This is a genomic window from Delftia sp. Cs1-4 (assembly GCF_000214395.1).
Taxonomy (GTDB): domain Bacteria; phylum Pseudomonadota; class Gammaproteobacteria; order Burkholderiales; family Burkholderiaceae_C; genus Comamonas; species Comamonas acidovorans.
The window spans coordinates 463,617-487,168 of the sequence record NC_015563.1; the positions used below are offsets into that span (position 1 = coordinate 463,617).

20 protein-coding genes, 5 tRNA genes and 1 pseudogene are annotated in these 23,552 nt (G+C 63.6%); 18 read left to right on the forward strand and 8 right to left on the reverse strand.

From position 1 onward, the window contains the following. Nucleotides 1-7: 7 nt before the first annotated feature. Together atpD and DELCS14_RS02130 are read left to right on the forward strand one after the other, a co-directional pair. Nucleotides 8-1,417: a F0F1 ATP synthase subunit beta gene (atpD, locus tag DELCS14_RS02125; RefSeq protein WP_012202357.1), complete on the forward strand. Its 1,410-nt coding sequence runs from the start codon at nt 8-10 to the stop codon at nt 1,415-1,417. Nucleotides 1,418-1,576: 159 nt separating this feature from the next. Continuing rightward, nucleotides 1,577-1,993 carry a F0F1 ATP synthase subunit epsilon gene (locus DELCS14_RS02130; RefSeq protein WP_012202358.1) on the forward strand — a complete coding sequence of 139 codons (417 nt, stop codon included), beginning with the start codon at nt 1,577-1,579 and terminating at the stop codon, nt 1,991-1,993. 92 nt (nt 1,994-2,085) lie between these two features. On the opposite strand, the gene DELCS14_RS02135 is transcribed toward DELCS14_RS02130, so the two are convergent. The 4 genes from DELCS14_RS02135 to DELCS14_RS02150 form a co-directional block, all read right to left on the reverse strand. Then, complete coding sequence (locus DELCS14_RS02135; protein WP_012202359.1) at nt 2,086-2,346, reverse strand: hypothetical protein; 261 nt, start codon at nt 2,344-2,346, stop codon at nt 2,086-2,088. Between the two features lie 108 nt (nt 2,347-2,454). After that, nucleotides 2,455-2,997, reverse strand: coding sequence for a TPM domain-containing protein (locus DELCS14_RS02140; protein WP_013800261.1), 543 nt, complete (start codon nt 2,995-2,997; stop codon nt 2,455-2,457). 1 nt (nt 2,998) lies between these two features. Next, entirely contained in the window at nt 2,999-3,871 is an 873-nt protein-coding gene (locus DELCS14_RS02145) for a TPM domain-containing protein (protein ID WP_043796555.1), read from the reverse strand. Between the two features lie 33 nt (nt 3,872-3,904). Beyond that, nucleotides 3,905-4,492, reverse strand: coding sequence for a LemA family protein (locus DELCS14_RS02150; protein WP_012202362.1), 588 nt, complete (start codon nt 4,490-4,492; stop codon nt 3,905-3,907). A 148-nt stretch (nt 4,493-4,640) separates the two neighbouring features. Here DELCS14_RS02150 and DELCS14_RS02155 point away from each other — a divergent pair, with 148 nt between their 5' ends. Together DELCS14_RS02155 and DELCS14_RS02160 are read left to right on the forward strand one after the other, a co-directional pair. Continuing rightward, nucleotides 4,641-5,627, forward strand: coding sequence for an alpha/beta fold hydrolase (locus tag DELCS14_RS02155; RefSeq protein WP_013800263.1), 987 nt, complete (start codon nt 4,641-4,643; stop codon nt 5,625-5,627). Nucleotides 5,628-5,632: 5 nt separating this feature from the next. Then, nucleotides 5,633-6,184: a DUF2946 family protein gene (locus DELCS14_RS02160; RefSeq protein WP_013800264.1), complete on the forward strand. Its 552-nt coding sequence runs from the start codon at nt 5,633-5,635 to the stop codon at nt 6,182-6,184. A gap of 69 nt (nt 6,185-6,253) precedes the next feature. Here the strand turns inward: DELCS14_RS02160 and DELCS14_RS02165 are convergent. The 4 genes and pseudogenes from DELCS14_RS02165 to DELCS14_RS02180 form a co-directional block, all read right to left on the reverse strand. Then, nucleotides 6,254-6,772 (reverse strand): annotated as a pseudogene (locus tag DELCS14_RS02165) (c-type cytochrome); the annotation flags it as partial. A 217-nt stretch (nt 6,773-6,989) separates the two neighbouring features. After that, the gene (locus DELCS14_RS02170; protein WP_013800266.1) at nt 6,990-8,453 is read right to left on the reverse strand and encodes an efflux transporter outer membrane subunit; all 1,464 of its coding nucleotides are present in this window, start codon (nt 8,451-8,453) and stop codon (nt 6,990-6,992) included. Next, nucleotides 8,446-11,601 carry an efflux RND transporter permease subunit gene (locus tag DELCS14_RS02175; protein WP_013800267.1) on the reverse strand — a complete coding sequence of 1,052 codons (3,156 nt, stop codon included), beginning with the start codon at nt 11,599-11,601 and terminating at the stop codon, nt 8,446-8,448. Before DELCS14_RS02175 ends, DELCS14_RS02170 begins: the two co-directional genes overlap by 8 nt. A gap of 15 nt (nt 11,602-11,616) precedes the next feature. Further along, entirely contained in the window at nt 11,617-12,909 is a 1,293-nt protein-coding gene (locus DELCS14_RS02180) for an efflux RND transporter periplasmic adaptor subunit (RefSeq protein ID WP_013800268.1), read from the reverse strand. Nucleotides 12,910-13,101: 192 nt separating this feature from the next. On the opposite strand from DELCS14_RS02180, the gene DELCS14_RS02185 reads away from it, so the two are divergent. The 14 genes from DELCS14_RS02185 (at nt 13,102) to rpoB (ending at nt 23,548) form a co-directional block, all read left to right on the forward strand. Then, entirely contained in the window at nt 13,102-13,734 is a 633-nt protein-coding gene (locus DELCS14_RS02185) for a TetR family transcriptional regulator (protein WP_169807227.1), read from the forward strand. A gap of 80 nt (nt 13,735-13,814) precedes the next feature. Beyond that, nucleotides 13,815-13,890: transfer RNA gene (locus tag DELCS14_RS02190), tRNA-Arg, on the forward strand. 91 nt (nt 13,891-13,981) lie between these two features. After that, a tRNA-Tyr gene (locus tag DELCS14_RS02195) sits at nt 13,982-14,067 on the forward strand. 55 nt (nt 14,068-14,122) lie between these two features. Further along, nucleotides 14,123-14,196 (forward strand) — tRNA-Gly (locus tag DELCS14_RS02200). A 43-nt stretch (nt 14,197-14,239) separates the two neighbouring features. Further along, a tRNA-Thr gene (locus DELCS14_RS02205) sits at nt 14,240-14,314 on the forward strand. Between the two features lie 78 nt (nt 14,315-14,392). Beyond that, a complete protein-coding gene (gene tuf, locus DELCS14_RS02210; RefSeq protein ID WP_013800270.1) occupies nt 14,393-15,583 on the forward strand; it encodes an elongation factor Tu in 1,191 nt (396 codons plus the stop codon). A gap of 9 nt (nt 15,584-15,592) precedes the next feature. Next, nucleotides 15,593-15,668: transfer RNA gene (locus tag DELCS14_RS02215), tRNA-Trp, on the forward strand. A gap of 86 nt (nt 15,669-15,754) precedes the next feature. After that, entirely contained in the window at nt 15,755-16,138 is a 384-nt protein-coding gene (secE, locus tag DELCS14_RS02220; RefSeq protein WP_012202436.1) for a preprotein translocase subunit SecE, read from the forward strand. Next, nucleotides 16,138-16,722 carry a transcription termination/antitermination protein NusG gene (gene nusG, locus DELCS14_RS02225; protein ID WP_012202437.1) on the forward strand — a complete coding sequence of 195 codons (585 nt, stop codon included), beginning with the start codon at nt 16,138-16,140 and terminating at the stop codon, nt 16,720-16,722. Before secE ends, nusG begins: the two co-directional genes overlap by 1 nt. A gap of 140 nt (nt 16,723-16,862) precedes the next feature. Next, nucleotides 16,863-17,294: a 50S ribosomal protein L11 gene (gene rplK, locus DELCS14_RS02230; protein ID WP_012202438.1), complete on the forward strand. Its 432-nt coding sequence runs from the start codon at nt 16,863-16,865 to the stop codon at nt 17,292-17,294. Next, nucleotides 17,295-17,990 (forward strand): 50S ribosomal protein L1, encoded by a 696-nt coding sequence (gene rplA / locus DELCS14_RS02235; protein WP_013800271.1) that lies wholly within the window; start codon nt 17,295-17,297, stop codon nt 17,988-17,990. A 226-nt stretch (nt 17,991-18,216) separates the two neighbouring features. Continuing rightward, nucleotides 18,217-18,744: a 50S ribosomal protein L10 gene (rplJ, locus tag DELCS14_RS02240; protein ID WP_012202440.1), complete on the forward strand. Its 528-nt coding sequence runs from the start codon at nt 18,217-18,219 to the stop codon at nt 18,742-18,744. 37 nt (nt 18,745-18,781) lie between these two features. Beyond that, nucleotides 18,782-19,159: a 50S ribosomal protein L7/L12 gene (gene rplL / locus DELCS14_RS02245; protein WP_012202441.1), complete on the forward strand. Its 378-nt coding sequence runs from the start codon at nt 18,782-18,784 to the stop codon at nt 19,157-19,159. 276 nt (nt 19,160-19,435) lie between these two features. Further along, the gene (gene rpoB, locus DELCS14_RS02250; RefSeq protein WP_013800272.1) at nt 19,436-23,548 is read left to right on the forward strand and encodes a DNA-directed RNA polymerase subunit beta; all 4,113 of its coding nucleotides are present in this window, start codon (nt 19,436-19,438) and stop codon (nt 23,546-23,548) included. Nucleotides 23,549-23,552: the final 4 nt, after the last annotated feature.

Consider the following 23,552-nt stretch of genomic DNA (forward strand, 5'->3'; position numbering starts at 1 on the left):
GCAAAAAATGGCTCAAGTGCAAGGCAAGATTGTTCAATGTATTGGCGCTGTGGTGGACGTCGAGTTCCCCCGCAACGCAATGCCCAAGGTGTTCGATGCCCTGAAGCTCGACGGCTCGGCCCTGACGCTGGAAGTGCAGCAACTGCTGGGTGACGGCGTTGTGCGTACCATCGCCCTGGGCTCGTCCGACGGTCTGCGTCGCGGCCTGATGGTGTCCAACACCGGCAACCCCATCACCGTGCCCGTGGGCAAGGCGACGCTGGGTCGCATCATGGACGTGCTGGGCAACCCCATCGACGAACGCGGTCCCGTGGATCAGGCGCTGACGGCTCCCATCCACCGCAAGGCACCGGCTTATGACGAGCTGTCGCCTTCGCAGGAACTGCTGGAAACCGGCATCAAGGTGATCGACCTGATCTCGCCCTTCGCCAAGGGCGGCAAGGTGGGTCTGTTCGGTGGCGCCGGTGTGGGCAAGACCGTGAACATGATGGAACTCATCAACAACATCGCCAAGGGCCACGGTGGTCTGTCGGTGTTCGCCGGTGTGGGTGAACGTACCCGCGAAGGCAATGACTTCTATCACGAAATGTCGGACGCCGGCGTGGTCAACCAGGAGTCGCTGAACGACTCCAAGGTGGCCATGGTCTACGGTCAGATGAACGAACCCCCGGGCAACCGTCTGCGCGTGGCGCTGACCGGCCTGACCATGGCCGAAGCCTTCCGTGACGAAGGCAAGGACGTGCTGTTCTTCGTGGACAACATCTACCGCTACACGCTGGCCGGTACCGAAGTGTCCGCTCTGCTGGGTCGCATGCCTTCCGCTGTGGGCTACCAGCCCACGCTGGCCGAGGAAATGGGCCGCCTGCAAGAGCGCATCACCTCGACCAAGGTCGGTTCGATCACTTCCATCCAGGCCGTTTACGTGCCCGCCGATGACTTGACCGACCCCTCGCCTGCCACGACGTTCGCCCACTTGGACTCGACCGTGGTGCTGTCGCGTGACATCGCTTCGCTGGGTATCTACCCCGCCGTCGATCCGCTGGACTCCACCAGCCGCCAGCTGGACCCCCAAGTCGTGGGTGAAGAGCACTACAAGGTGGCCCGTGAAGTGCAGGGCACGCTGCAGCGCTACAAGGAACTGCGCGACATCATCGCCATTCTGGGCATGGACGAGCTGGCTCCCGAAGACAAGCTGACCGTGGCCCGCGCCCGCAAGATCCAGCGTTTCCTGTCGCAGCCTTTCCACGTGGCCGAAGTGTTCACTGGCGCTCCCGGCAAGTACGTGTCGCTGGCTGAAACCATCCGTGGTTTCAAGATGATCTGCGCTGGCGAGTGCGATCACCTGCCCGAGCAGGCCTTCTACATGGTTGGCACCATCGACGAAGCCTTCGAGAAGGCCAAGAAACTGGCGGCTTGAGCCTGCGGCACCCCCTGAGCGACTGCGTCGCTTCCCCCTCTCTACCCGCTTCGCGGGGAGGGGGACGACACCCTCGCGGCGGGGCGGCCCTTGCTCGGTGTCCCCGATCTGGGCCCTGCCGGTTCCAAGTTCCAGTCCCACCTTTTCTGAGGAGCAAAGATGAACACCATCCACGTTGATGTGGTCAGTGCCGAAGAGTCCATCTTCTCCGGTGAAGCGCGCTTTGTCGCCCTGCCCGGTGAATCCGGCGAACTGGGCATTTTTCCCCGCCACACTCCGCTGATCACGCGCATCAAGCCCGGCTCGGTGCGTATCGAGATGGCGGACGGCAGCGAAGAGTTCGTCTTCGTGGCCGGCGGCATCCTGGAAGTGCAGCCCAACTGCGTGACCGTGCTGTCCGACACCGCCATCCGCGGTGCCGACCTGGACGCCGAGAAGGCCGAGAAGGCCAAGCTCGAAGCCGAGGAAGCACTGAAGAACGCCAAGAGCGAAGTCGATCTGGCGCGTGCCCAGTCCGAGCTGGCCGTCATGGCCGCTCAGATCGCAGCCCTGCGCAAGTTCCGCCAAAAGCGCTGAGCTCCATTCGGGCTCCAGCTGCAAGAAAGCCGCCCTCGGGCGGCTTTTTCTTTGGTGCGAAAGGCTGGAAGGCCGGTCACCGGCCCCATGGCTCAGTCGCCGCAGCGGGCCTGGTACACGTAGGTCACGGCATTGTCCTTGGGGTCCACCGTGCGCGACTTGTGCGTCACGGCTTTGGCGGGCACGGGGCACAGGGCGCGGATCTGTTGTTCGCAGCGCTTGGGGTCGTCTTCGCGCAGCTTGCAGCTGAGCACATAGTCATATTCCTGCGAGTCGTCGAGGATGGGGCTTGCGCAGGCGCTCAGGGTCAGCACGGCGGCCAGCAGGCCCAGGCGGGCCAGGGTGTTCTTCATGGTGTGGATGCTCCTTGATGAAATGGCGTGACGCTATCACAGCCTCCGTGCCCGCGATAGCTTGATGAAGGGGGTGGCTCGGCCCGGCCTGCGCAGCCTGCCTGCCTTTCAGTGGTGCTGTATCACGACAGCATCGGGAAGATTGTCGCTGCCATCGTGCACAGGCTGCAGCGGGTCACGCGGAAAGTTGGTTTCAAGCAGCAGGCTCACGCGCTCCAGGGCTGCTGTCATGCCCATGGCGTAATGGCCGCCCTGAAAGGCGGCACCCATGTCGCTGATCAGCGTTTGCCATTGTTCCGCCGGCAGGGTGCACGCCAGGGCGCGGTCGGCGACGATTTCGATGGCGTGGTCGGCCAGCAGCAGATAGATCAGGGCACCGTTGTTGTGTTCGGTATCCCAGACGCGCAGCTTGCCGAACAGCGTGATGGCGCGCTCGCGCGGCGTGGCGTCGCGCCACAGGTAGCTGGGCGGCAGTCCGGGTTCGACGCAGATGCGAATCTGGCCTGTATGGCGCTGCTCGCTCATGGTGATGAGGCGCTCCAGCTCCGCCAGGCTTTCAGGCGGGAGTGCACGGCGCAACTGCCCTTCGGCCCAATGGTGGCGCAGCAGCCGGAGCAGACGCTGTAAAAAGCCTGTGATTGCAGCCGCCATCTCACCAACTCCCCGAGGCGCCGCCGCCCCCGAAACTGCCGCCTCTGCCGGAGCTGAAGCCCCCGCCACCGCTGCGGCCGCCGCCTCCGCCAAAGCCACCACCACCGCCCCACCCACCGCCGCCACCCCTGCCGGAGCGGCCGCTTCCCAGCAGGGTGAACAGCAGCGCGACGACTCCCGCTCCTGCGGCGACGAGCAGACTGGCCGTCACCACATAGGCGGCAATGCCGGCGCCTGCCCCCGCCAGCACGGAGGCCAGCGGCCGGCCCAGCACCGAGCGCAGGATGGGACCGACCACCGCCACGCCGAAGAAGAAAAACAGCATCAGGTCTTCCATGTCGAAGCCCCTGTCCGGGCTTTTGGAAGACTGGGTGCTGGAGGAGGGCGCCGGCAGTTGCTCGCCCGCAATGCGCGCTGCCACCTGGTCCAGCGCGGCGGTGATGCCGCCCGCATAGTCCCCCTGGCGAAAGCGCGGTGCCATCTGCTGGTCGATGATGCGCGCGGCCGCCAGGTCGGGGATCGCGCCTTCCAGCGCGCGGGCCACTTCCATGCGCATGCGCCTGTCGTTCTTGGCAATCACCACCAACAGGCCGTCGCCCACGTCGCGGCGGCCGATCTTCCAGTCACTGGCCACGCGCCAGGCATAGGCGGCAATGTCCTCGGGCGCGGTGGTGGCCACCATCAGCACGACGACCTGCGAGCCTGACTTCTGTTCGATGCCACGCAGCCTGTCTTCAATGGCGCGTGCCTCATCGGCCGACAGCGTGCCCGTCTGGTCGATGAGCTGCGCCGAGAGGGCCGGCACGGGCTGCGGCGCCTGCGCCAGCGTGCTCCCGGGCAGCAGCAGCATGGTCAGGGCAAGGGCGCAAAGCATGCGCCACAGTGGCACCAGGGACATGGTCACGGCTTACTTGTTGCCGAAGTCCACCGTGGGCGGACGGGAGATTTCGGCCTCGTTCTGCACGCTGAAGCTGGGCTTGGGTTCGTAGCTGAAAACCTTGGCCGTCAGATTGGTCGGAAAGCTGCGCGCCAGCACGTTGTAGGACTGCACGGCCTGGATGTACTGGTTGCGCGCCACGGTGATGCGGTTCTCCGTGCCCTCCAGTGTCACGCGCAGGTCGCGGAAGCCCTGGTTGGCCTGTAGCTGGGGATAGCGCTCAGCCACCACCATCAGCCGCGACAGGGCACTGGACAGCTCGCCCTGCGCCTGTTGGAACTTGTTGAAGGCCTCGGGGTTGTTGACCAGCTCGGGCGTGGCCTGGATGGAGGTGGCCTTGGCGCGCGCCTCCACCACCTTGGTCAGGGTCTCCTGTTCGAAATTCGCCTCGCCCTTGACCGAGGCCACGATGTTGGGCACCAGATCGGCGCGGCGCTGGTACTGGTTGAGCACCTCGCTCCAGGCCGACTTGGTCTGTTCGTCAAGGCGCTGGAAGTCGTTGTAGCCGCAGCCGGTCAATGCGAGGACGGTGGCAAGCGTGGCGAGTAGACGTTTCATAAGATGGCAACCTGAAAGCGACAATGGAAAACAGTATCGCGCACGATGCATGCGCAATGCTGGCGATTGTGCTGCGCGCCCGGCCTGCTGCCCTGTAGGGCAAAGGCCATTGCGCAGCGGTGTGGCAAGGACTGCTAACAGGGCTTTTATGCACGAATTCACGGCGGCGCGCTGGTTGCCCGGGGGCCATGCCCAGACCATCTGGCCGGCACTGTTCGCGCGCCGCTGGCCGGTGGGCCAGGCGGCGCCCGCCTGGCGCTGGGAGCGCTGGGATACCCCGGATGGGGACTTCATCGATGTCGCCTTCGGCGGTGCTTCCACCCTGCCTGCCGACGCGCCATGGCTGGTGCTTTTCCATGGCCTTGAAGGCTCGGCGAACAGCCACTATGCCCAGGCCATGGCCTGGGTGGCCGCGCAGCGTGGCTGGCACATGGCCGTGCCGCACTTTCGCGGCTGCAGTGGCGAGGTCAATCGGGGGCCGCGCGCCTATCACTCGGGCGATGTGCAGGAGGTGGACTGGATACTGCGCCGCCTGCGCGCACGGTCTTCCCGCCCGCTCCATGTCGTGGGTGTTTCCCTGGGCGGCAATGCGCTTGCGCGCTGGGCCGGTCTGCAGGCAGACAAGGCGGCCGAGGTGGTCCAGGCCCTGGCGGCGGTGAGTGCGCCGCTGGACCTGGCGGCTGGCGGCATGGCGCTGGGGCAGGGTCTGAACCGCTGGATCTACACACGCATGTTCCTGCGCACGCTGGTGCCCAAGGCGCGGGTCAAATGGGCGCAATTTCCCGGCCTCTTCGACCGCGATGCCGCGGTGCGCGCGCGCGATCTGAAGGAGTTCGATGACGCGTTCACGGCACCCGTGCATGGCTTTCTCGATGCGCACGACTACTGGTGCCGGGCGGCAGCCAAGCCTGTGCTGGGCAGCATTGCCGTGCCTGCGCTGCTGCTCAATGCGCTGGACGATCCCTTTGTCCCTGCATGCAGCCTGCCAGGGCCAGGCGAGGTCGGCCCACGGGTTACGCTGTGGCAACCGCCGCACGGCGGTCATGTGGGTTTTGCACAGGGACATTGGCCAGGGCATGTACTGGGCATGCCGCAGGCCGTCACGCAGTGGCTGGCAGACAGCGAACAAGGATGAATGCAATGGACGATATCGTGAAGCAGGCCATGGCCAAATGGCCCCATGTGCCCGCCTGCAGCGGCTGGCTGGGGCTGGACGAGCGCGGGCGCTGGTATCTGCGCGATGAAGAGGCCCAGGCCTGCGGCGCTTTCGACAGCGGCATCCCGGGAGCCAAGGGCGCGGAGGTGCGCAACGAAAAGCTGGCGGACTTCATTGCCCGCAACTATCTTGCCGAGCCCGACGGTCGGTGGTTTTTCCAGAATGGTCCCCAGCGCGTGTATGTGGAACTGGAAAGCACACCCTGGATATGGCGGCTGCGCTGGGATGGCGAGCGCCTGCAGGTGCACAGCCACACAGGGGCAGAGCTGCAGGCCGCAGCCATCAAGGAGGTTTTGATGGATGAGACAGGGCGCCTGTATCTGGCCATGCCCTCCGGCCTGGGCCTGGTCCATACGCAGGACATGGTCGATGCCGCTGCCGCGCTGGACGCCAGCATGCTGCCTGCCTGTGAAGAGGTGCCGGCACAGACGTTGCCGCAACGCTACGGTTTTGTGCGCAGTCCGGCCCGGGCATGAAAAAACCGGCCGAAGCCGGTTGGTGCCAGACATCCTGGGCCTTGCTCAGTTGGCGGGTGCCGCTGCACCTTCCGCTGCAGCGCCTTCTGCGGCTGGGGCCTTGGGCTCTTCAAACTTGCCACCTGCGGCATTGGTCATGTAGACCACGCCACGGGCAATTTCGGTGTCGTTGAAATCGCCGCCGCCTTGAGGCGCCATCGCTCCCTTGCCCTTGAGGGCCGAGTGCACCAGACCTTCCAGACCTTGTGCCAGGCGCGGGCCCCAGGCCGCGGCATCCGCGAACTTGGGAGCACCTGCGGCACCTGTGGCATGGCAGGCCGCGCATTGGCCCTTGAAGACTTCTTCACCCGAGCGCAGCGGGCGATTGGCATCCCGGATTTCCACGAGGCCGATTTTCTGCAGCCGCTGGGCCTTGGCCATTTCGGTCTGGGAAGCGCCGGCGCCGGCCTTGTCGGCCGAACTCACGTATTGCACGAGGCCGATGATCACGAACACCGGAACCACGAACGAGAAAAACACCGCCATCAGCAGCTGCTTGGGGTTCTTGATCGGGCCCGTATGGGCTTCTTCGGTGTGGGTTGCGCTCATGAAGTCCTCTTGTGTTGTGGGGGCGTGAGTCAACAACAAATTATATCGACGGGCCTCTTGCAGACACTGCGCGCAGACCCGGGTTGACCTGGGGCGCACATATGCCATGAGATGGATCAAGCAAATGGCAAATGCTTTCCGCGCGCCATGAAAAAGAGGTGTTCACCTTGCGGAGAACACCTCTGTGCGGTGGGCGCGGCAGATGCCTGCCTTGGTCTTACTGCGCGGGCGCGGGCGCGGGAGCCGGCGTGGCTGCCGCTGCTGTCGCTGTCCTGTCGGTCCAGCCGCCGCCAAGCGCCTTGTACAGCTCGATCTGGTTGAGCAGCTGCGCCAGACGCACGCTCACGGTGGATTGCTCCAGCGCGAACAGGGTGCGCTGTGCATCCAGCAGGTCCAGGTAGCTGGCCACGCCGTTGCTGTAGCGCAGGTCGGACAGCTTCAGGCGTGCCTGCTCGGCTTCGAGCTGGGCGCGCTGGGCCATGATCTGGTCACGCAGCGTGCCCTGGCTGTCCAGTGCGTCGGAGACCTCGCGGAAGGCGCTCTGGATGGACTTTTCGTACTGGGCGATGGCCACTTCGCGCTCGACCTTGGCCGCAGCCAGATTGGCCGAATTGCGGCCCGCATCGAAGATGGGCAGGAGGGCGGATGGCGCGAGGGTGAAACCCCAGCTGCCGCTCTTGAACAGGCCCGACAGCTCGTTGCTGGCCGTGCCGAACTGCCCCGTCAGCGTGATGCGCGGGAAGAAGGCGGCGCGCGCGGCACCGATGTTGGCGTTGGTGCTGATCAGCTGCTGCTCGGCCTGGCGAATGTCGGGCCGCTGTGTCAGCAGGTCCGAAGGCAGGCCGGCCGGCACGGCGGGCAGGTCGGCCGTGTCGCGCAGGCCCTGGCTGGAGCCCAGGCTGGCGACCACGTCCGCAGGCAGCGCTTGGCCCAGCAGCAGCACCAGGGCGTTCTCGTCCAGGGCGCGCTGGCGCTGCTGCTGCGCCAGCGTGGCACGCGCAGCCTCGGTCAGCGAGACGGCCTGGCGGTAGTCCAACTCGGACGCCACGCCCGTGTCGAAGCGCAGCTTGGTCAGCTTGATCGACTCTTCACGGGTCCGCAGCGTGTCGCGCGAGATCTTCAGCAGTTGCTCGTCGGCCAGCAGCGTGTACCAGCCGCTGGCCACAGCGGCCACCAGACTGGTCTGCGCGGCGCGGCGAGCTTCCTCAGTCGCCAGGTACTGGGCCAGGGCGGCTTCCTTCAGGCTGCCGATGCGGCCGAAGAAGTCCAGCTCCCACGAGGTGACGGCCAGGCCGACCTGGTAGCTGTTGACGTACTTGGTGCCCGAGCCCGTGGTGTTCGGGGCGCGGCTGGCGTTGACGCCTGCACCCACCGTCGGGAACTGGTCGGCGCGCGTGATCCGGTACTGGGCCTGGGCACGCTCGATGTTGAGCGCGGCCACGCGCAGGTCACGGTTGTTGTCCAGCGCGGTGCGAACCAGCTGCTGCAGGCGTGCGTCCTGGAAGAAATCCTGCCAGGGCAGCTGCGCTGCAGCCGTGCCGCCTTCCGCCGCAGCGGTGGCGTTCGCGCGGGTGTACTGCGCCGCGACCGGAGCGGCAGGGCGCTCGTAGGTGGGGATGAGCGAGCATCCCGCCAGGAGCACGGCGGTGGCGATGGCCACCGGGGTACTGCGATTAATCATGGCTCAAGGCCTCCTTGCCGGCCGGTGTGGACGGCGGGTTGTGCGATTTGATCTTGCCCTTGAACAGCTTGCGCACCACGACGAAGAAGGTGGGCACGAACAGCACGGCCAGCACGGTGCCGGTGATCATGCCGCCGAGCACGCCGGTGCCGATGGCACGCTGGCTGGCCGAGCTCGCGCCGGTGGCGATCACCAGAGGCACCACGCCCAGGCCGAAGGCCAGCGAGGTCATGATGATGGGGCGGAACCGCAGGTGGGCGGCTTCCAGCGCAGCCTCGATCAGTCCCTTGCCTTCGGCCTGCAGGTCCTTGGCGAACTCCACGATCAGGATCGCGTTTTTCGCCGACAGGCCGATCACCGTCACCAGTCCGATCTGGAAGTACACGTCGTTGGAGTAGTTGCGCAGCAAGGTGGCAAGCACCACGCCCAGCAGACCCAGCGGCACGACCAGAATCACCGACAGCGGGATGGACCAGCTTTCATACAGGGCGGCCAGGCACAGGAACACAGCCAGGATGGCGAAGGCGTACAGGAAGATGGCTTGCGAGCCCGCCAGCTTTTCCTCACGCGACTGGCCGGTCCACTCGAAGCCGAAGCCTTCGGGCAGCTTGGCAGCCAGCTTTTCCATCTCGTCCATGGCATCGCCCGAGCTGAAGCCCGGTGCGGCCGAGCCTTCGATGCGCACGGCAGGGTAGCCGTTGTAGCGCACCGTCTGCTGGGCGCCCTTGACCCACTTGGTGGTCGCGAACGTGGACAGCGGCACCGGATCGCCCTTGGCGTTGCGCGCGTTCAGGCGCAGCAGGTCGTCGGGCTGCATGCGGGCCGGAGCATCGGCCTGCACGATCACGCGCTGCAGACGACCCTGGTTGGGGAAGTCATTGACGTAGGACGAGCCCAGCGCCGTGGACAGCGCGGCATTGATCGAGGTGAAGTCCACGCCCAGGGCGTTGGCCTTGTCGCGGTCGATCTCGATGCGCAGCTGGGGCGCGTCCTCCAGACCATCGGGACGCACGCCGGCCAGCACCTTGCTCTGCCCGGCCATGCCCAGCATCATGTTGCGGGCGTTGATCAGCGCATCGTGTCCGTGGCCGGCACGGTCCTGCAGGCGGAACGAGAAGCCCACAGCGTTGCCCAGTTCGGGAATGGGCGGCGGGTTCACGGCGAACACGAAGGCATCGCGGATGCCCGACGTCATGCCCATGATGCGGCCCGTCATGGCGTCCACCGTGGAGTTCGCTCCCTTGCGCTCGGACCAGTCCTTGAGCGGCACGAAGGCGAGGGCGGCATTCTGGCCCTGGCCGGAGAAGCTGAAGCCCAGCACGCTGACCATGTTGGCCACTTCGGGCTGCGGCAGCACGGCTTCTTCCACCTGCTTCATCACCTCCAGCGTGCGCTCCTTGGCGGCGCCAGGGGGCAGTTGCACGTTGACGATGAAGTAGCCCTGGTCCTCGGTCGGCAGGAACGAGGTCGGCAGGCCACGGAACACCACCACGGCGCCCGCGATCACGGCCAGGTACACACCGATCATCAGCACCGAGCGCTTGAGCAGTCGGGCCACCCAGCCCTCATAGGACTTGGCCGAGCGTGCGAACGTGCGGTTGAACCAGCCGAAGAAGCCCTTCTTCTCGTGGTTGTGACCGGCTTCCACAGGCTTGAGCAGCGTTGCGCACAGGGCCGGTGTCAGAGTCAGCGCCATGAAGGCCGAGAAGCTGATGGAGGCCACCATCACGATGGAGAACTGCCGGTAGATATTGCCGGTGGACCCCGCGAAGAAGGCCAACGGTATGAACACCGCGATCAGCACCAGCGTAATGCCCACGATGGCGCCCGAGATCTGGCCCATGGCCTTGATCGCGGCTTCGCGCGGCGGCAGGCCTTCCTCGCTCATGATCCGCTCGACGTTCTCCACCACCACGATGGCGTCATCCACCACGATGCCGATGACCAGCACCATGCCGAACATGGCCAGCACGTTGATCGAGAAGCCCACGGCCTGCATGACCGCGAAGGTGCCCAGCAGTGCAATGGGCACCACGATGGTCGGGATCAGCGTGTAGCGCCAGTTCTGCAGGAACAGGTACATCACCAGGAACACCAGCACGATGGCTTCCAGCAGCGTGTGGGCGACCTTCTCGATGGAGATGCTCACGAACTTGGAGCTGTCGTAGGGAATGGAGTACTTCACGCCCTTGGGGAAAAACTTCTGCAGCTCTTCCATGCGCGCATGCACGGCCTTGGCGGTCGCCAGCGCATTGCCGCTGGGCGTCAGCTGGACGCCGATACCCACGGCATCCTTGCCGTTCAGGCGGGCGGAGGTCGCGTAGGCCTGGCCGCCGATCTCGATGGTGGCCACGTCCTTGAGGCGCACGGTGGAGCCATCGGGATTGGCGCGCAGCACGATGTTCTCGAACTGGTCGATCGAAGACAGCTGGCCCATCACCGTCACCGTGGCGGCGATCTTCTGGCCCGTGATGTTGGGCAGGTCACCGATGGCGCCGCTGGCCACCTGGGCGTTCTGGCTGCGGATGGCGGCCGTCACGTCCTCGGCCGAGAGCTTGTAGCCCTGCAGCTTGGCGGGATCGAACCAGATGCGCATGGCCTTTTCGGTGCCGAACAGCTGTGCCTGGCCCACGCCGGCCACCCGCTGGATTTCGGGAACGATGTTGCGCGAGGCGTAGTCACCCAGGGCCACCGTGTCATAGGCCTTGGCGTCCTCGGACGACAGCATGATGAACAGCAGGAAGTTGGACGACGCCTTGTCCACGCGCACGCCCTGCTGCGTCACGGACGCAGGCAGGCGCGGCGTGGCGCGCGACAGGCGGTTTTGCACGTCCACCTGCGCCAGGTCCACGTTGGTGCCAGCCTCGAAGCTGATGGTGATGCTGCCCGTGCCATCGGCCTGGGCCACCGACTCCATGTAGACCAGACCGGGCGAGCCGTTCATCTCGCGCTCGATCACGGACAGCACGCTGTCTTCGAGCACCTTCGCGGACGCGCCTGGATAGGCGGTGTTGATGACGATGGCTGGAGGAGCCACCTTGGGGTATTGAGCGATCGGAAGCTTGGTCAGCGCGATACCACCGAGGACGATGATGAACAGCGCGACGACCCATGCAAAGATCGGTCTGTCGATAAAGAACTTGGCCATTGCTGAGCCCCTTGATTACTTCTTGTCTGCCTGGTCCGCAGGCTTGGCGTCAGCTGCGGCTTGCGGGGCTGGCGCTGCCGCGCCGGCCGGCTTCTGGGCGCCTGCGGCCTCTGGCTGCCAGGGCACGGGCTTGACCGGCGTGCCGGGCGGCAGCATCTGCAGCTTCTGGAAGCCGTCGACCATGACCTTCTCACCCGCCTGAAGGCCTTCGCTGACCAGCCATTGGTTGTTCTGGGCCGTGGTCACCTTCACCTGCCGCTTGGTGATCTTGCCGTCATCGCTGACCACGCTCACGGTGTCGCCGGTTTCGGTACGTGTCACCGCCTGCTGTGGCACGGCAATGGCGTTGGACGCCTGGGCCTGCTCCATGCGCACGCGCACATACATGCCGGGCAGCAGCAAGCCCTTGGGATTGGGCACCTCGGCACGCAGCGTGACCTGGCCGGTGGAGCTGTCCACGGTCAGGTCGGTGAACAGCAGCTTGCCCTTGAGCTCATAGGCCGTGCCGTCGTCCAGGCGCACCTCGACGCTGGCAGCCTCGGCGCCATCGGCCTTCTTGAGCTTGCCCTGCTCCATCGCGCGGCGCAGCCGGAAGGCCTCGCTGGACGACTGGGTGAAGTTCACATAGACAGGATTGATCTGCTGGACCACGGCCAGCGGAGTCGCCTCGCCCTGGCCGACCAGCGCGCCTTCGGTCACCAGAGACTGGCCGATGCGGCCGGAGATGGGGGCCGTGACGTTGGTGTAGCCCAGATTGATCTCGGCCGTGCGCACCGACGCCTTGCCGACCGCCACATCGGCCTGGGCCTGCTTGTAGGCTGCCTCGGCGTTGACGAAATCCTGCTTGCTGATGGCGTTGGCGGCAACCAGCGGACGGTAGCGTTCCAGCTGTGCCAGTGCCTGGGCCTGGTTGGCCTCGGCACGGGCCTGCGTGGCCTTGGCACTTTGCAGCGTCGCCTGGTAGGGCGCCGGATCGATGCGGTACAGCACCTGGCCGGCCTTCACGTCGCTGCCTTCCTTGAACAGGCGCTCCTGCACGATGCCGGCGCTGCGGGCGCGAATCTGGGCCACGCGGCGCGCATCCACGCGGCCAGGGAGTTCGGTCACAAGGCCCACGTCGGCGGGGGTGGCGACCACCACGCCCACCGGCACGGCGGGCATCTGCTGCTGCGCGGCAGCTTGTTCTTCGGGCTTTTTCCCGCAGGCCGCCATGGCCATTGCGGCAGTGACGGCCAGGGCCACGGTGGTGAGGCGCAGACTGCTGTAAGGGGACGGAGCGGCTGACACATTGCTGCGTGTGCTGGGCATGATGGGTCCTTGTGCTGAATCAAATAACGATGTTGACGTTCCGGTCAGCGCTATCCGGAACGCCCGTGTCCACGGGCAAGTCGCGGATTATACATACATACATGAATGTATAATGACCGCTGTTGCTGCAAGGCGGCGCGAAGCATGGCGTAGCGTGGCATGGCCGGGCTCAACGATGGAAGGAAATACATCTTGGCACGACGAACGAAAGAAGATGCGTTTGCAACGCGCAACAGTCTGCTGGACGCTGCGGAGCAAGTGTTCTACGAACAGGGTGTCGCCCGGGCCTCGCTCAACGAGATTGCCCAGCGAGCCGGCGCCACGCGCGGTGCGGTCTACTGGCATTTCAAGGACAAGCTGGATCTCTTCTACGCCATGCTGGACCGCGTCACGCTCCCGCTGGAGCAGGCGGCCCAGGGCGACTGCGAGGACGATTCGGAGTGCGATGCACTGGAATATGTGCGGCGCCTGATGGCTGTGGTCTTCGGGCGCATCGCCGATGACGACAGCACGCGGCGCGTCTTCGAGATCCTGCTGCTCAAGGTGGAATACGTGGGCGAGCTCATGCCCGTGCAGGAGCGCAACCGTGCCGCACTGGACTCTTTTTCCGCGCAACTGGAGCTGGCGCTGCGCGCGGCTGCCGAAAGCCACGCGGTGACCATGTCCATGCCGGCTCCCCAGGCCTCGATCGCGCTGTGCGCCATGTTCGATGGCCTGCTGCAGAGCTGGCTGCTGGGAAGGGCCTTCGATCTCAAGCAGGTGGGCGCGCAGGCGGTGGATGTCTGCCTGCGGGGGTTGGGCTTCACGGTGCCGCAGGCGCAATAGCGCCGGGTCCTGGGGGCTTGGACGTGCCGGGGCAAAGTCATGCGACAATGCTCGGCTTGTGCAGGGCAGCGATGCCCTGAGCGGCTGTAGCTCAGTGGATAGAGTATTGGCCTCCGAAGCCAAGGGTCGTGGGTTCGATCCCCGCCAGCCGCACCACAATTTTTCTTGGATCGCCCAGGTGGCCTGAGAAAAAAATGCACTGAAATTTTTCTGACGAAAAAAACGGTGCTAGAATTCAAATCTCTTCGGAGGGGTGCCCGAGTGGCTAAAGGGGGCAGACTGTAAATCTGTTGGCTTACGCCTACACTGGTTCGAATCCAGTCCCCTCCACCAGTAATGGTGAAGAAGAGAAGTCATCTGAAAAGATGGCGACGTGCAGTCAATCTGTGCGGGAGTAGTTCAATGGTAGAACCCTAGCCTTCCAAGCTAATGACGCGGGTTCGATTCCCGTCTCCCGCTCCAGTTGGCGAGCAAAGTTTTTTGAGATTGCTTCGGCAGCCTCAAGGCCCATGTGGCTCAGTGGTAGAGCACTCCCTTGGTAAGGGAGAGGTCGGCAGTTCGATCCTGCCCATGGGCACCATTATCTCTGGTGCGCTCGCTAGATGGGGTTGCGCCAAATCCTGTTGTAGTGATTTAGATTTTTTTCGGAGTCGGAAAAATGGCTAAAGCAAAATTCGAGCGTACCAAGCCGCACGTCAACGTTGGCACCATCGGTCACGTGGACCACGGCAAGACGACCCTGACGGCTGCTATCGCTACCGTTCTGTCCAAGAAGTTCGGCGGCGAAGCCAAGGCTTACGACCAGATCGACGCAGCACCTGAAGAAAAGGCTCGCGGCATCACGATCAACACCGCCCACGTCGAGTACGAAACGGCCGGTCGCCACTACGCTCACGTTGACTGCCCCGGCCACGCCGACTACGTCAAGAACATGATCACCGGCGCTGCTCAAATGGACGGCGCCATCCTGGTGTGCTCGGCCGCTGACGGCCCCATGCCCCAGACCCGCGAGCACATCCTGCTGGCCCGTCAGGTGGGCGTGCCCTACATCATCGTGTTCCTGAACAAGTGCGACATGGTGGACGACGAAGAGCTGCTGGAACTGGTCGAAATGGAAGTGCGCGAGCTGCTTGCCAAGTACGACTTCCCCGGCGACGACACCCCCATCATCCGCGGCTCGGCCAAGCTGGCCCTGGAAGGCGACCAGTCCGACAAGGGCGAACCTGCCATCCTGCGCCTGGCTGAAGCACTGGACTCCTACATCCCCACGCCCGAGCGCGCTGTGGACGGCGCCTTTGCAATGCCCGTGGAAGACGTGTTCTCGATCTCTGGCCGTGGCACCGTGGTGACTGGCCGTATCGAGCGCGGCATCATCAAGGTCGGCGAAGAAATCGAAATCGTCGGTATCCGCGACACCCAGAAGACCATCGTCACCGGCGTGGAAATGTTCCGCAAGCTGCTGGACCAAGGTCAAGCTGGCGACAACGTGGGTCTGCTGCTGCGCGGCACCAAGCGTGAAGACGTGGAACGCGGCCAAGTGCTGTGCAAGCCCGGCTCCATCAAGCCCCACACCCACTTCACGGCTGAGGTGTACGTGCTGTCCAAGGACGAAGGTGGTCGCCACACTCCGTTCTTCAACAACTACCGTCCCCAGTTCTATTTCCGTACGACCGACGTGACCGGCTCCATCGAGCTGCCCGCCGACAAGGAAATGGTGATGCCTGGCGACAACGTGTCGATCACCGTCAAGCTGATCGCCCCCATCGCCATGGAAGAAGGTCTGCGCTTCGCTATCCGCGAAGGTGGCCGTACCGTGGGCGCTGGCGTGGTTGCCAAGATCATTGCCTAATTGATTCGTAGGGGTATAGCTCAATTGGCAGAGCGTCGGTCTCCAAAACCGAAGGTTGTAGGTTCGATTCCTACTGCCCCTGCCACCTGATGGTGGAATCGCAACGAGCCCGCCCCAAAGCGGGCTTCGGTGTCTTGGCGTTGCGCAAAAGATGCGCATTAGAAATGGATTATGGCCACTACTCAGGTTGAAACGGTCAGCTCCGGAGCTGACAAAGCCAAGCTTGCCGCAGTCGCGGCTTTAGTCGTTGCTGCGATCGCAGGTTTCTATCTGCTGAGCAAGCAAGGGCCCATCGTCCAGTGGCTGGTGCTGCTGGTTGGCCTGGCTGCAGCTGCGGGCACGTTCCTTGTTTCCGAGCCCGGAAAGCGTTTCGTGAGCTTTGCCCAGGATGCCTGGCGCGAAGTCAAGAAGGTCGTCTGGCCGACGCGCAAGGAAACCATGCAGATGACCTTGTACGTCTTCGGCTTTGTCGTCATCATGGCCTTGTTCCTGTGGTTCACGGACAAGACGCTTGAGTGGGTCTTGTACGACCTGATTTTGGGCTGGAGGAAGTAATGGATGCTGTCGAAACGGGTGTGAACGACGGAGGGGCAGCGCCTGCCAATCCGGATCTGCGCTGGTACATCGTCCATGCCTACTCCGGCATGGAAAAGGCGGTTGAGCGCAACATCATCGAGCGCATCGCGCGCTCTGACATGCAGTCCAAGTTCGGTCGCATTCTTGTCCCCACTGAAGAAGTGGTGGAAATGAAGAATGGCCAGCGCCGCACTACCGAGCGCCGTCTGTTCCCTGGCTACGTGTTCGTCGAGATGGTCATGGACGACGATACCTGGCACTTGGTCAAGCACACCAGCAAGGTGACGGGTTTCGTGGGCGGAGCCAAGAACCGTCCTGCGCCCATTTCCGAAGAGGAAGTGCGCAAGATCGTCAGCCAGATGCAGGAAGGCACGGAAAAGCCGCGCCACAAGGTCGAGTTCATGCCCGGCGAGCTGGTGCGTGTCAAGGAAGGTCCGTTCACGGACTTCAACGGCTCTGTCGAAGAGGTCAACTACGAGAAGAGCCGTCTGCGCGTCTCCGTGATGATCTTCGGTCGCTCCACGCCGGTCGAGCTTGAATTTGCCCAGGTTGAAAAAACCTGAGTTACCGCTTACAATCTCTGGCTCTGCATTTTTAGGCTTGGTGCAGGGCGTTCTCACAAGAGTCTTTTAACCCCCGGGGAGCTGTCGGCTGCAACTGTTGTTGGTTGGGCCGGCGGCGCTATACCCGCAAGGAGCATTCAATGGCGAAGAAAATCGTCGGCTTCATCAAGCTGCAAGTGCCAGCTGGTAAGGCCAATCCCTCTCCCCCGATCGGTCCTGCGCTGGGTCAGCGCGGCCTCAACATCATGGAATTCTGCAAGGCGTTCAACGCCCAGACCCAAGGTGTCGAGCCCGGACTGCCGCTGCCCGTGGTCATCACGGCCTTCGCGGACAAGAGCTTCACCTTCATCATCAAGACGCCTCCGGCGACTGTGCTGATCAAGAAGGCCATCAAGCTGGACAAGGGTTCTTCCAACCCCCTGAAGAACAAGGTCGGCAAGATCACCCGCGCTCAGCTGGAAGAGATCGCCAACACCAAGCTGAAGGACATGAACGCTGCTGACGTGGACGCCGCCGTGCGTACGCTGGCTGGTTCGGCTCGCTCGATGGGCGTGATTGTGGAGGGCGTGTAAATGGCCAAGTTGACCAAGAAGCAAAAGGCTCTCCAGGGCAAGGTGGAGTCCACCAAGCTGTACGCTTTCGCTGACGCAGTCGCGCTGGTGAAGGATGCTGCCACCGCCAAGTTCGATGAATCCATCGACGTGGCCGTGCAACTGGGCGTGGACGCCAAGAAGTCTGACCAAGTGGTTCGCGGCGCTGTCGTGCTGCCCCATGGCACCGGCAAGATTGCCCGCGTGGCTGTGTTCGCCCAAGGCGCCAAGGCTGAAGAAGCCAAGGCTGCCGGCGCCGACGTGGTCGGCATGGACGACCTGGCTGCCCGCGTGAAGGCTGGCGACATGCCCTTCGACGTGGTCATCGCTGCCCCCGACGCCATGCGCGTCGTCGGTACGCTGGGCCAGATCCTGGGCCCGCGCGGCCTGATGCCCAACCCCAAGGTTGGCACGGTGACTCCCGATGTGGCCACGGCTGTGAAGAACGCCAAGGCTGGTCAGGTGCAATACCGCGTCGACAAGGCCGGCATCATCCACGCCACCATCGGCCGCCGCTCGTTCGACAACGAGAAGCTGCAAGGCAACCTGGCTGCGCTGATCGACGCCCTGAACAAGTCCAAGCCCGCTTCGAGCAAGGGCCTGTACCTGCGCAAGGTCGCTGTTTCGTCGACCATGGGTGTGGGCGTTCGCGTCGACACGCAAACCATCTCGGCCTGATAGCCAAGAAATCTTGAGACACCTTTCGGGGTGCCTCAGTGGTGGGCCGGTGCAGCGATGCGCCGGGTCATCCAAGACCGTTGGTGTGCCTTGCGGCACTTAAACCCCCGGGGCCAACGCAGATGGCGATCCCGCTGCAGATGGATGCATTTCCAAAACAGTTGGTCGCTGCAACAAGAGCGCGCATGAGGGGCTTGCCCCGAGTGCGCATTTGAAGGAGTAGACCTTGAGTCTTAATCGCAGTGAGAAAGAAGCGGTCATCAATGAAGTGACCAGCCTCGCCGCAAAAGCTCAAACGCTTGTGATCGCGGAATACCGCGGCATCACGGTCGCCGACATGACCAAACTGCGTTCTGATGCTCGCAGCAAGGGTGTGAGCCTGAGCGTGTTGAAGAACACGCTGGCCCGCCGTGCTGTGGCTGGCAGCCAGTTTGACGTTGTCGCCGACCAGATGACCGGCCCTCTGATCTATGGCTTCTCTGAAGACGCAGTGGCCGCCGCCAAGGTGGTGGCCGACTTCGCGAAAACCAACGACAAGCTGGTGATTCGCGGTGGTGCGTTTGCAGGCAAGGCCCTGGACGTGAACGGTGTGAAGCAACTGGCGAACATCCCCTCGAAGGAAGTTCTGCTGGCACAACTGTGTGGCTTGCTGATGTCGCCTATCTCGCGTACGGCCGTTGTGCTGGGCGCCCTGGCGGCAAAGAAGAGCGAAGGCTCTGCCGAAGAACCGGCAGCCGAAGCAGTCGCAGCCTGAGCGCGCGGCAGTTAACCAATATTGTTAGGAAATCAAAATGGCATTCGATAAAGACGCATTTCTGACCGCGCTCGACGGCATGACGGTCCTGGAACTCAATGACCTGGTGAAGGCCATTGAAGAGAAGTTTGGCGTGAGCGCTGCCGCTATGGCTGCTCCCGCTGCTGGCGGCGCTGCTGGCGGCGCTGCTGCTGCAGAAGAAAAGACCGAGTTCAACGTTGTGCTGACCGAAGCCGGCGCGAACAAGGTTTCCGTCATCAAGGCCGTGCGTGAAATCACCGGCCTGGGTCTGAAGGAAGCCAAGGACCTGGTCGACGGCGCTCCCAAGAACGTCAAGGAAGGCGTTGCCAAGGCTGACGCTGAAGCCGCTGTGAAGAAGCTGGTGGAAGCCGGTGCCAAGGCTGAACTGAAGTAATTCAGTCCCCTCAAGGGCTGGAGGCTCCGAAAAAGGGCCTCCAGCCTTTGGCGCTTGTGGAGCGCTGATCCATAGAGCACACTAAAAAGCAGTCAGCACAGTCTGTTTTTTAGTGTCTTCTGACAACCCGACAGCAGAAGATGCCTTGGTTCGGGCGATGTGCAACGCATCGCCGTCAGCCATGGTTGGTAGTGGCCAACCGCCAAGCCCGCAGGGAGCTTTCCATGTGGGGCAGTCGTCGCAGACCCAGGACTCATGTCTTTGCCCGGAGATCTCATGGCCTATTCTTACACCGAACGCAAGCGAATCCGCAAAAGCTTCGGGAGCCGCGACAGCGTGCTCGAAGTGCCTTACCTGCTGCAGATGCAAAAAGATGCATATACCGCATTCTTGCAGTCAGATGTAGCCCCCAAAAAACGCACCATCGAAGGCCTGCAAGCGGCCTTCAACTCCGCCTTCCCCATCGTCTCCCACAACGGTTTTGTGGAGATGAAGTTCGTCGAGTACAACCTCGCCAAGCCTGCTTTCGATGTGCGCGAGTGCCAGACCCGTGGTCTGACGTTTGCCTCCGCCGTGCGCGCCAAGGTCCAGTTGATCATCTATGACCGTGAGTCTTCGACCTCGCAGTCCAAGGTGGTCAAGGAAGTCAAGGAGCAAGAGGTCTACATGGGCGAAGTGCCCCTGATGACCGAAAAGGGCTCGTTCATCATCAACGGCACCGAGCGTGTCATCGTCTCGCAGCTGCACCGCTCGCCTGGCGTGTTCTTCGAGCACGACAAGGGCAAGACCCACAGCTCGGGCAAGCTGCTGTTCTCGGCACGCATCATTCCTTACCGCGGCTCGTGGCTGGACTTCGAGTTCGACCCCAAGGACCTGCTGTTCTTCCGCGTCGACCGTCGCCGCAAGATGCCCGTGTCCATTCTGCTGAAGGCCATCGGCCTGACGCCGGAATCGATCCTTGCCAACTTTTTCGTCAACGACAACTTCCGCCTCATGGATTCGGGCGCGCAGATGGAGTTCGTCTCCGAGCGCCTGCGCGGCGAAGTCGCGCGCTTCGACATCACCGACAAGTCGGGCAAGGTCGTGGTCGCCAAGGACAAGCGCGTCACCGCTCGCCACACCCGCGAGTTGGAGCAGTCGGGCACCAAGTTCATCAGCGTCCCCGAAGATTTCCTGATCGGCCGCGTGGTCGCCAAGAACATCGTCGATCCGGACACGGGCGAGATCATCGCCAAGGCCAATGAAGAGCTGACCGAGTCCCTGCTCAAGAAGCTGCGCAGCGCCGGCATCCAGGATCTGCAGTGCATCTACACGAATGAGCTGGACCAGGGCGCCTACATCTCGCAGACCCTGCGCACCGACGAAACCGTCGATGAGTTCGCTGCACGCGTGGCCATCTACCGCATGATGCGCCCCGGCGAGCCGCCGACCGAAGACGCCGTGCAGGCCCTGTTCCAGCGCCTGTTCTACAACGCCGACACCTACGATCTGTCGCGCGTGGGCCGCATGAAGTTCAACGCCAAGGTCGGCCGCGATGGCGCCACCGGCCCCATGGTGCTGTCCAACGAGGACATCCTGGCCGTGGTCAAGATCCTGGTGGATCTGCGCAATGGCAAGGGCGAAGTCGACGATATCGACCACCTGGGCAACCGCCGCGTGCGTTGCGTGGGCGAACTGGCCGAAAACCAGTACCGCACGGGCCTGGCACGTATCGAGAAGGCTGTGAAGGAGCGTCTGGGCCAGGCCGAGCAAGAGCCGCTGATGCCCCATGACCTGATCAACAGCAAGCCGATTTCGGCCGCCCTGAAGGAATTCTTCGGTGCGTCGCAGCTGTCGCAGTTCATGGACCAGACCAACCCTCTGGCCGAAATCACGCACAAGCGTCGCGTCTCGGCCCTGGGTCCGGGCGGTCTGACCCGCGAGCGTGCAGGCTTCGAAGTGCGCGACGTGCACGTGACCCACTACGGCCGCGTCTGCCCTATCGAAACGCCTGAAGGCCCGAACATCGGCCTGATCAACTCGCTGGCCCTGTACGCCCGCCTGAACGAGTACGGCTTCATCGAGACGCCTTACCGTCGCGTGGCCGACGGCAAGGTCACAATGGAGATCGACTACCTGTCGGCCATCGAGGAAGGCAAGTACATCATCGCCCAGGCCAATGCCGAGCTGGATGCCGAAGGCCGCCTGATCGGCGACCTGGTGTCGGCGCGCGAAAAGGGTGATTCGACCCTGGTGTCGGCCGAGCGCGTTCAGTACATGGACGTGTCGCCCGCACAGATCGTGTCGGTGGCTGCCTCGCTGATTCCGTTCCTGGAACACGATGACGCGAACCGCGCATTGATGGGCGCCAACATGTCGCGTCAGGCCGTGCCTGTGCTGCGTCCCGAAAAGCCCATGGTGGGCACGGGCATCGAGCGCGTGGCGGCAGTGGACTCCGGCACCGTGGTGACGGCAACCCGCGGCGGTATCGTGGACTATGTCGATGCAACGCGCATCGTGGTCCGCGTGAACGATGCGGAAGCCGTGGCCGGCGAAGTCGGCGTGGACATCTACAACCTCATCAAGTACCAGCGTTCCAACCAGAACACCAACATCCACCAGCGTCCCATCGTCAAGCGTGGCGACAAGCTGGCCAAGGGTGACGTGGTGGCCGACGGCGCATCGACCGACCTGGGCGAAATCGCCATCGGTCAGAACATGCTGATCGCCTTCATGCCCTGGAACGGCTACAACTTCGAGGATTCGATCCTGATCAACGAGCGCGTGGTGGCCGAAGACCGCTACACCTCGATCCACATCGAAGAACTCGTGGTGATGGCCCGCGACACCAAGCTCGGTGCCGAGGAAATCACGCGCGACATCCCGAACCTGTCCGAGCAGCAGCTCAACCGCCTGGACGAGTCCGGCATCATCTACGTGGGTGCGGAAGTGCAGCCCGGCGATGTGCTGGTCGGCAAGGTCACGCCCAAGGGCGAGACCACGCTGACGCCCGAAGAGAAGCTGCTGCGCGCCATCTTCGGCGAGAAGGCTTCCGACGTGAAGGACACCTCGCTGCGCGTGGACCAGGGCTCGCAAGGCACCGTGATCGACGTGCAGGTCTTCACCCGTGAAGGCATCCAGCGTGACAAGCGCGCCCAGCAGATCATCGACGATGAACTCAAGCGCTACCGCCTGGACCTGAACGACCAGCTGCGCATCGTCGAGGCCGACGCCTTCGACCGTATCGAAAAGCTGCTCAATGGCCGCGTGGCCAACGGCGGCCCGCAGAAGCTGGCCAAGGGCGCCAAGATCGACAAGGCCTACCTGGATGGCGTGGAGAAGTTCCACTGGTTCGACATCCGTCCTGCAGAGGACGAAGTCGCCACCCAGCTCGAGTCCATCAAGAACTCGCTGGAGCAGACGCGCCACAGCTTCGACCTGGCTTTTGAAGAAAAGCGCAAGAAGCTCACCCAGGGCGACGAGCTGCCCGCTGGCGTGCTCAAGATGGTCAAGGTCTACCTGGCCGTCAAGCGCCGCCTGCAACCCGGCGACAAGATGGCCGGCCGCCACGGCAACAAGGGTGTGGTCTCCAAGATCGTTCCGGTCGAGGACATGCCTTACATGGCCGACGGCTCCACTGCCGACATCGTGCTGAACCCGCTGGGCGTGCCTTCGCGTATGAACATCGGCCAGGTGCTGGAAGTGCATCTGGGCTGGGCCGGCAAGGGCCTGGGCCAGCGCATCGGCGACATGCTGCAGCAGGAAGCCCGCGCCGCCGAGATCCGCACCTTCATGGAAGAGATCTACAACTCGCGCGGCCGCAAGGAAGACCTGACGCAGCTCGACGACAAGGAGATCGTGTCCATGGCGCAGGCGCTGACCACGGGCGTGCCGTTTGCCACGCCGGTGTTCGATGGTGCGTCCGAGCAGGAAATCCAGGACATGCTGCATCTGGCATATCCGGAGGAACTGGCCCAGCGCAAGGGACTGACCGAGTCGCGCACGCAGGCCTACCTGTATGACGGCCGCACCGGCGACCGCTTCGAGCGTCCGACCACCATCGGCTACATGCACTACCTGAAGCTGCACCACTTGGTCGACGACAAGATGCACGCCCGCTCCACGGGTCCGTACTCTCTGGTGACGCAGCAGCCGCTGGGCGGCAAGGCCCAGTTCGGTGGCCAGCGTTTCGGGGAAATGGAAGTGTGGGCGCTGGAAGCTTACGGCGCCGCCTATGTGCTGCAGGAAATGCTGACCGTGAAGTCCGACGACGTGGTGGGCCGTACCAAGGTGTACGAATCCATCGTCAAGGGCGAGCACGCCATCGAGGCAGGCATGCCCGAGTCGTTCAACGTGCTGGTCAAGGAAATCCGCTCCCTGGGCCTCGACATCGAGCTTGAGCGTTCTTAAATAT

Bases quoted from the DNA above. Each gene is read 5' to 3' on its own strand.
- atpD (WP_012202357.1), top strand. From the start codon at position 8: ATGGCTCAAGTGCAAGGCAAGATTGTTCAATGTATTGGCGCTGTGGTG.
- DELCS14_RS02130 (WP_012202358.1), top strand. From the start codon at position 1,577: ATGAACACCATCCACGTTGATGTGGTCAGTGCCGAAGAGTCCATCTTC.
- DELCS14_RS02135 (WP_012202359.1), bottom strand. From the start codon at position 2,346: ATGAAGAACACCCTGGCCCGCCTGGGCCTGCTGGCCGCCGTGCTGACC.
- DELCS14_RS02140 (WP_013800261.1), bottom strand. From the start codon at position 2,997: ATGGCGGCTGCAATCACAGGCTTTTTACAGCGTCTGCTCCGGCTGCTG.
- DELCS14_RS02145 (WP_043796555.1), bottom strand. From the start codon at position 3,871: ATGCTTTGCGCCCTTGCCCTGACCATGCTGCTGCTGCCCGGGAGCACG.
- DELCS14_RS02150 (WP_012202362.1), bottom strand. From the start codon at position 4,492: ATGAAACGTCTACTCGCCACGCTTGCCACCGTCCTCGCATTGACCGGC.
- DELCS14_RS02155 (WP_013800263.1), top strand. From the start codon at position 4,641: ATGCACGAATTCACGGCGGCGCGCTGGTTGCCCGGGGGCCATGCCCAG.
- DELCS14_RS02160 (WP_013800264.1), top strand. From the start codon at position 5,633: ATGGACGATATCGTGAAGCAGGCCATGGCCAAATGGCCCCATGTGCCC.
- DELCS14_RS02170 (WP_013800266.1), bottom strand. From the start codon at position 8,453: ATGATTAATCGCAGTACCCCGGTGGCCATCGCCACCGCCGTGCTCCTG.
- DELCS14_RS02175 (WP_013800267.1), bottom strand. From the start codon at position 11,601: ATGGCCAAGTTCTTTATCGACAGACCGATCTTTGCATGGGTCGTCGCG.
- DELCS14_RS02180 (WP_013800268.1), bottom strand. From the start codon at position 12,909: ATGCCCAGCACACGCAGCAATGTGTCAGCCGCTCCGTCCCCTTACAGC.
- tuf (WP_013800270.1), top strand. From the start codon at position 14,393: ATGGCTAAAGCAAAATTCGAGCGTACCAAGCCGCACGTCAACGTTGGC.
- secE (WP_012202436.1), top strand. From the start codon at position 15,755: ATGGCCACTACTCAGGTTGAAACGGTCAGCTCCGGAGCTGACAAAGCC.
- nusG (WP_012202437.1), top strand. From the start codon at position 16,138: ATGGATGCTGTCGAAACGGGTGTGAACGACGGAGGGGCAGCGCCTGCC.
- rplK (WP_012202438.1), top strand. From the start codon at position 16,863: ATGGCGAAGAAAATCGTCGGCTTCATCAAGCTGCAAGTGCCAGCTGGT.
- rplA (WP_013800271.1), top strand. From the start codon at position 17,295: ATGGCCAAGTTGACCAAGAAGCAAAAGGCTCTCCAGGGCAAGGTGGAG.
- rplL (WP_012202441.1), top strand. From the start codon at position 18,782: ATGGCATTCGATAAAGACGCATTTCTGACCGCGCTCGACGGCATGACG.
- rpoB (WP_013800272.1), top strand. From the start codon at position 19,436: ATGGCCTATTCTTACACCGAACGCAAGCGAATCCGCAAAAGCTTCGGG.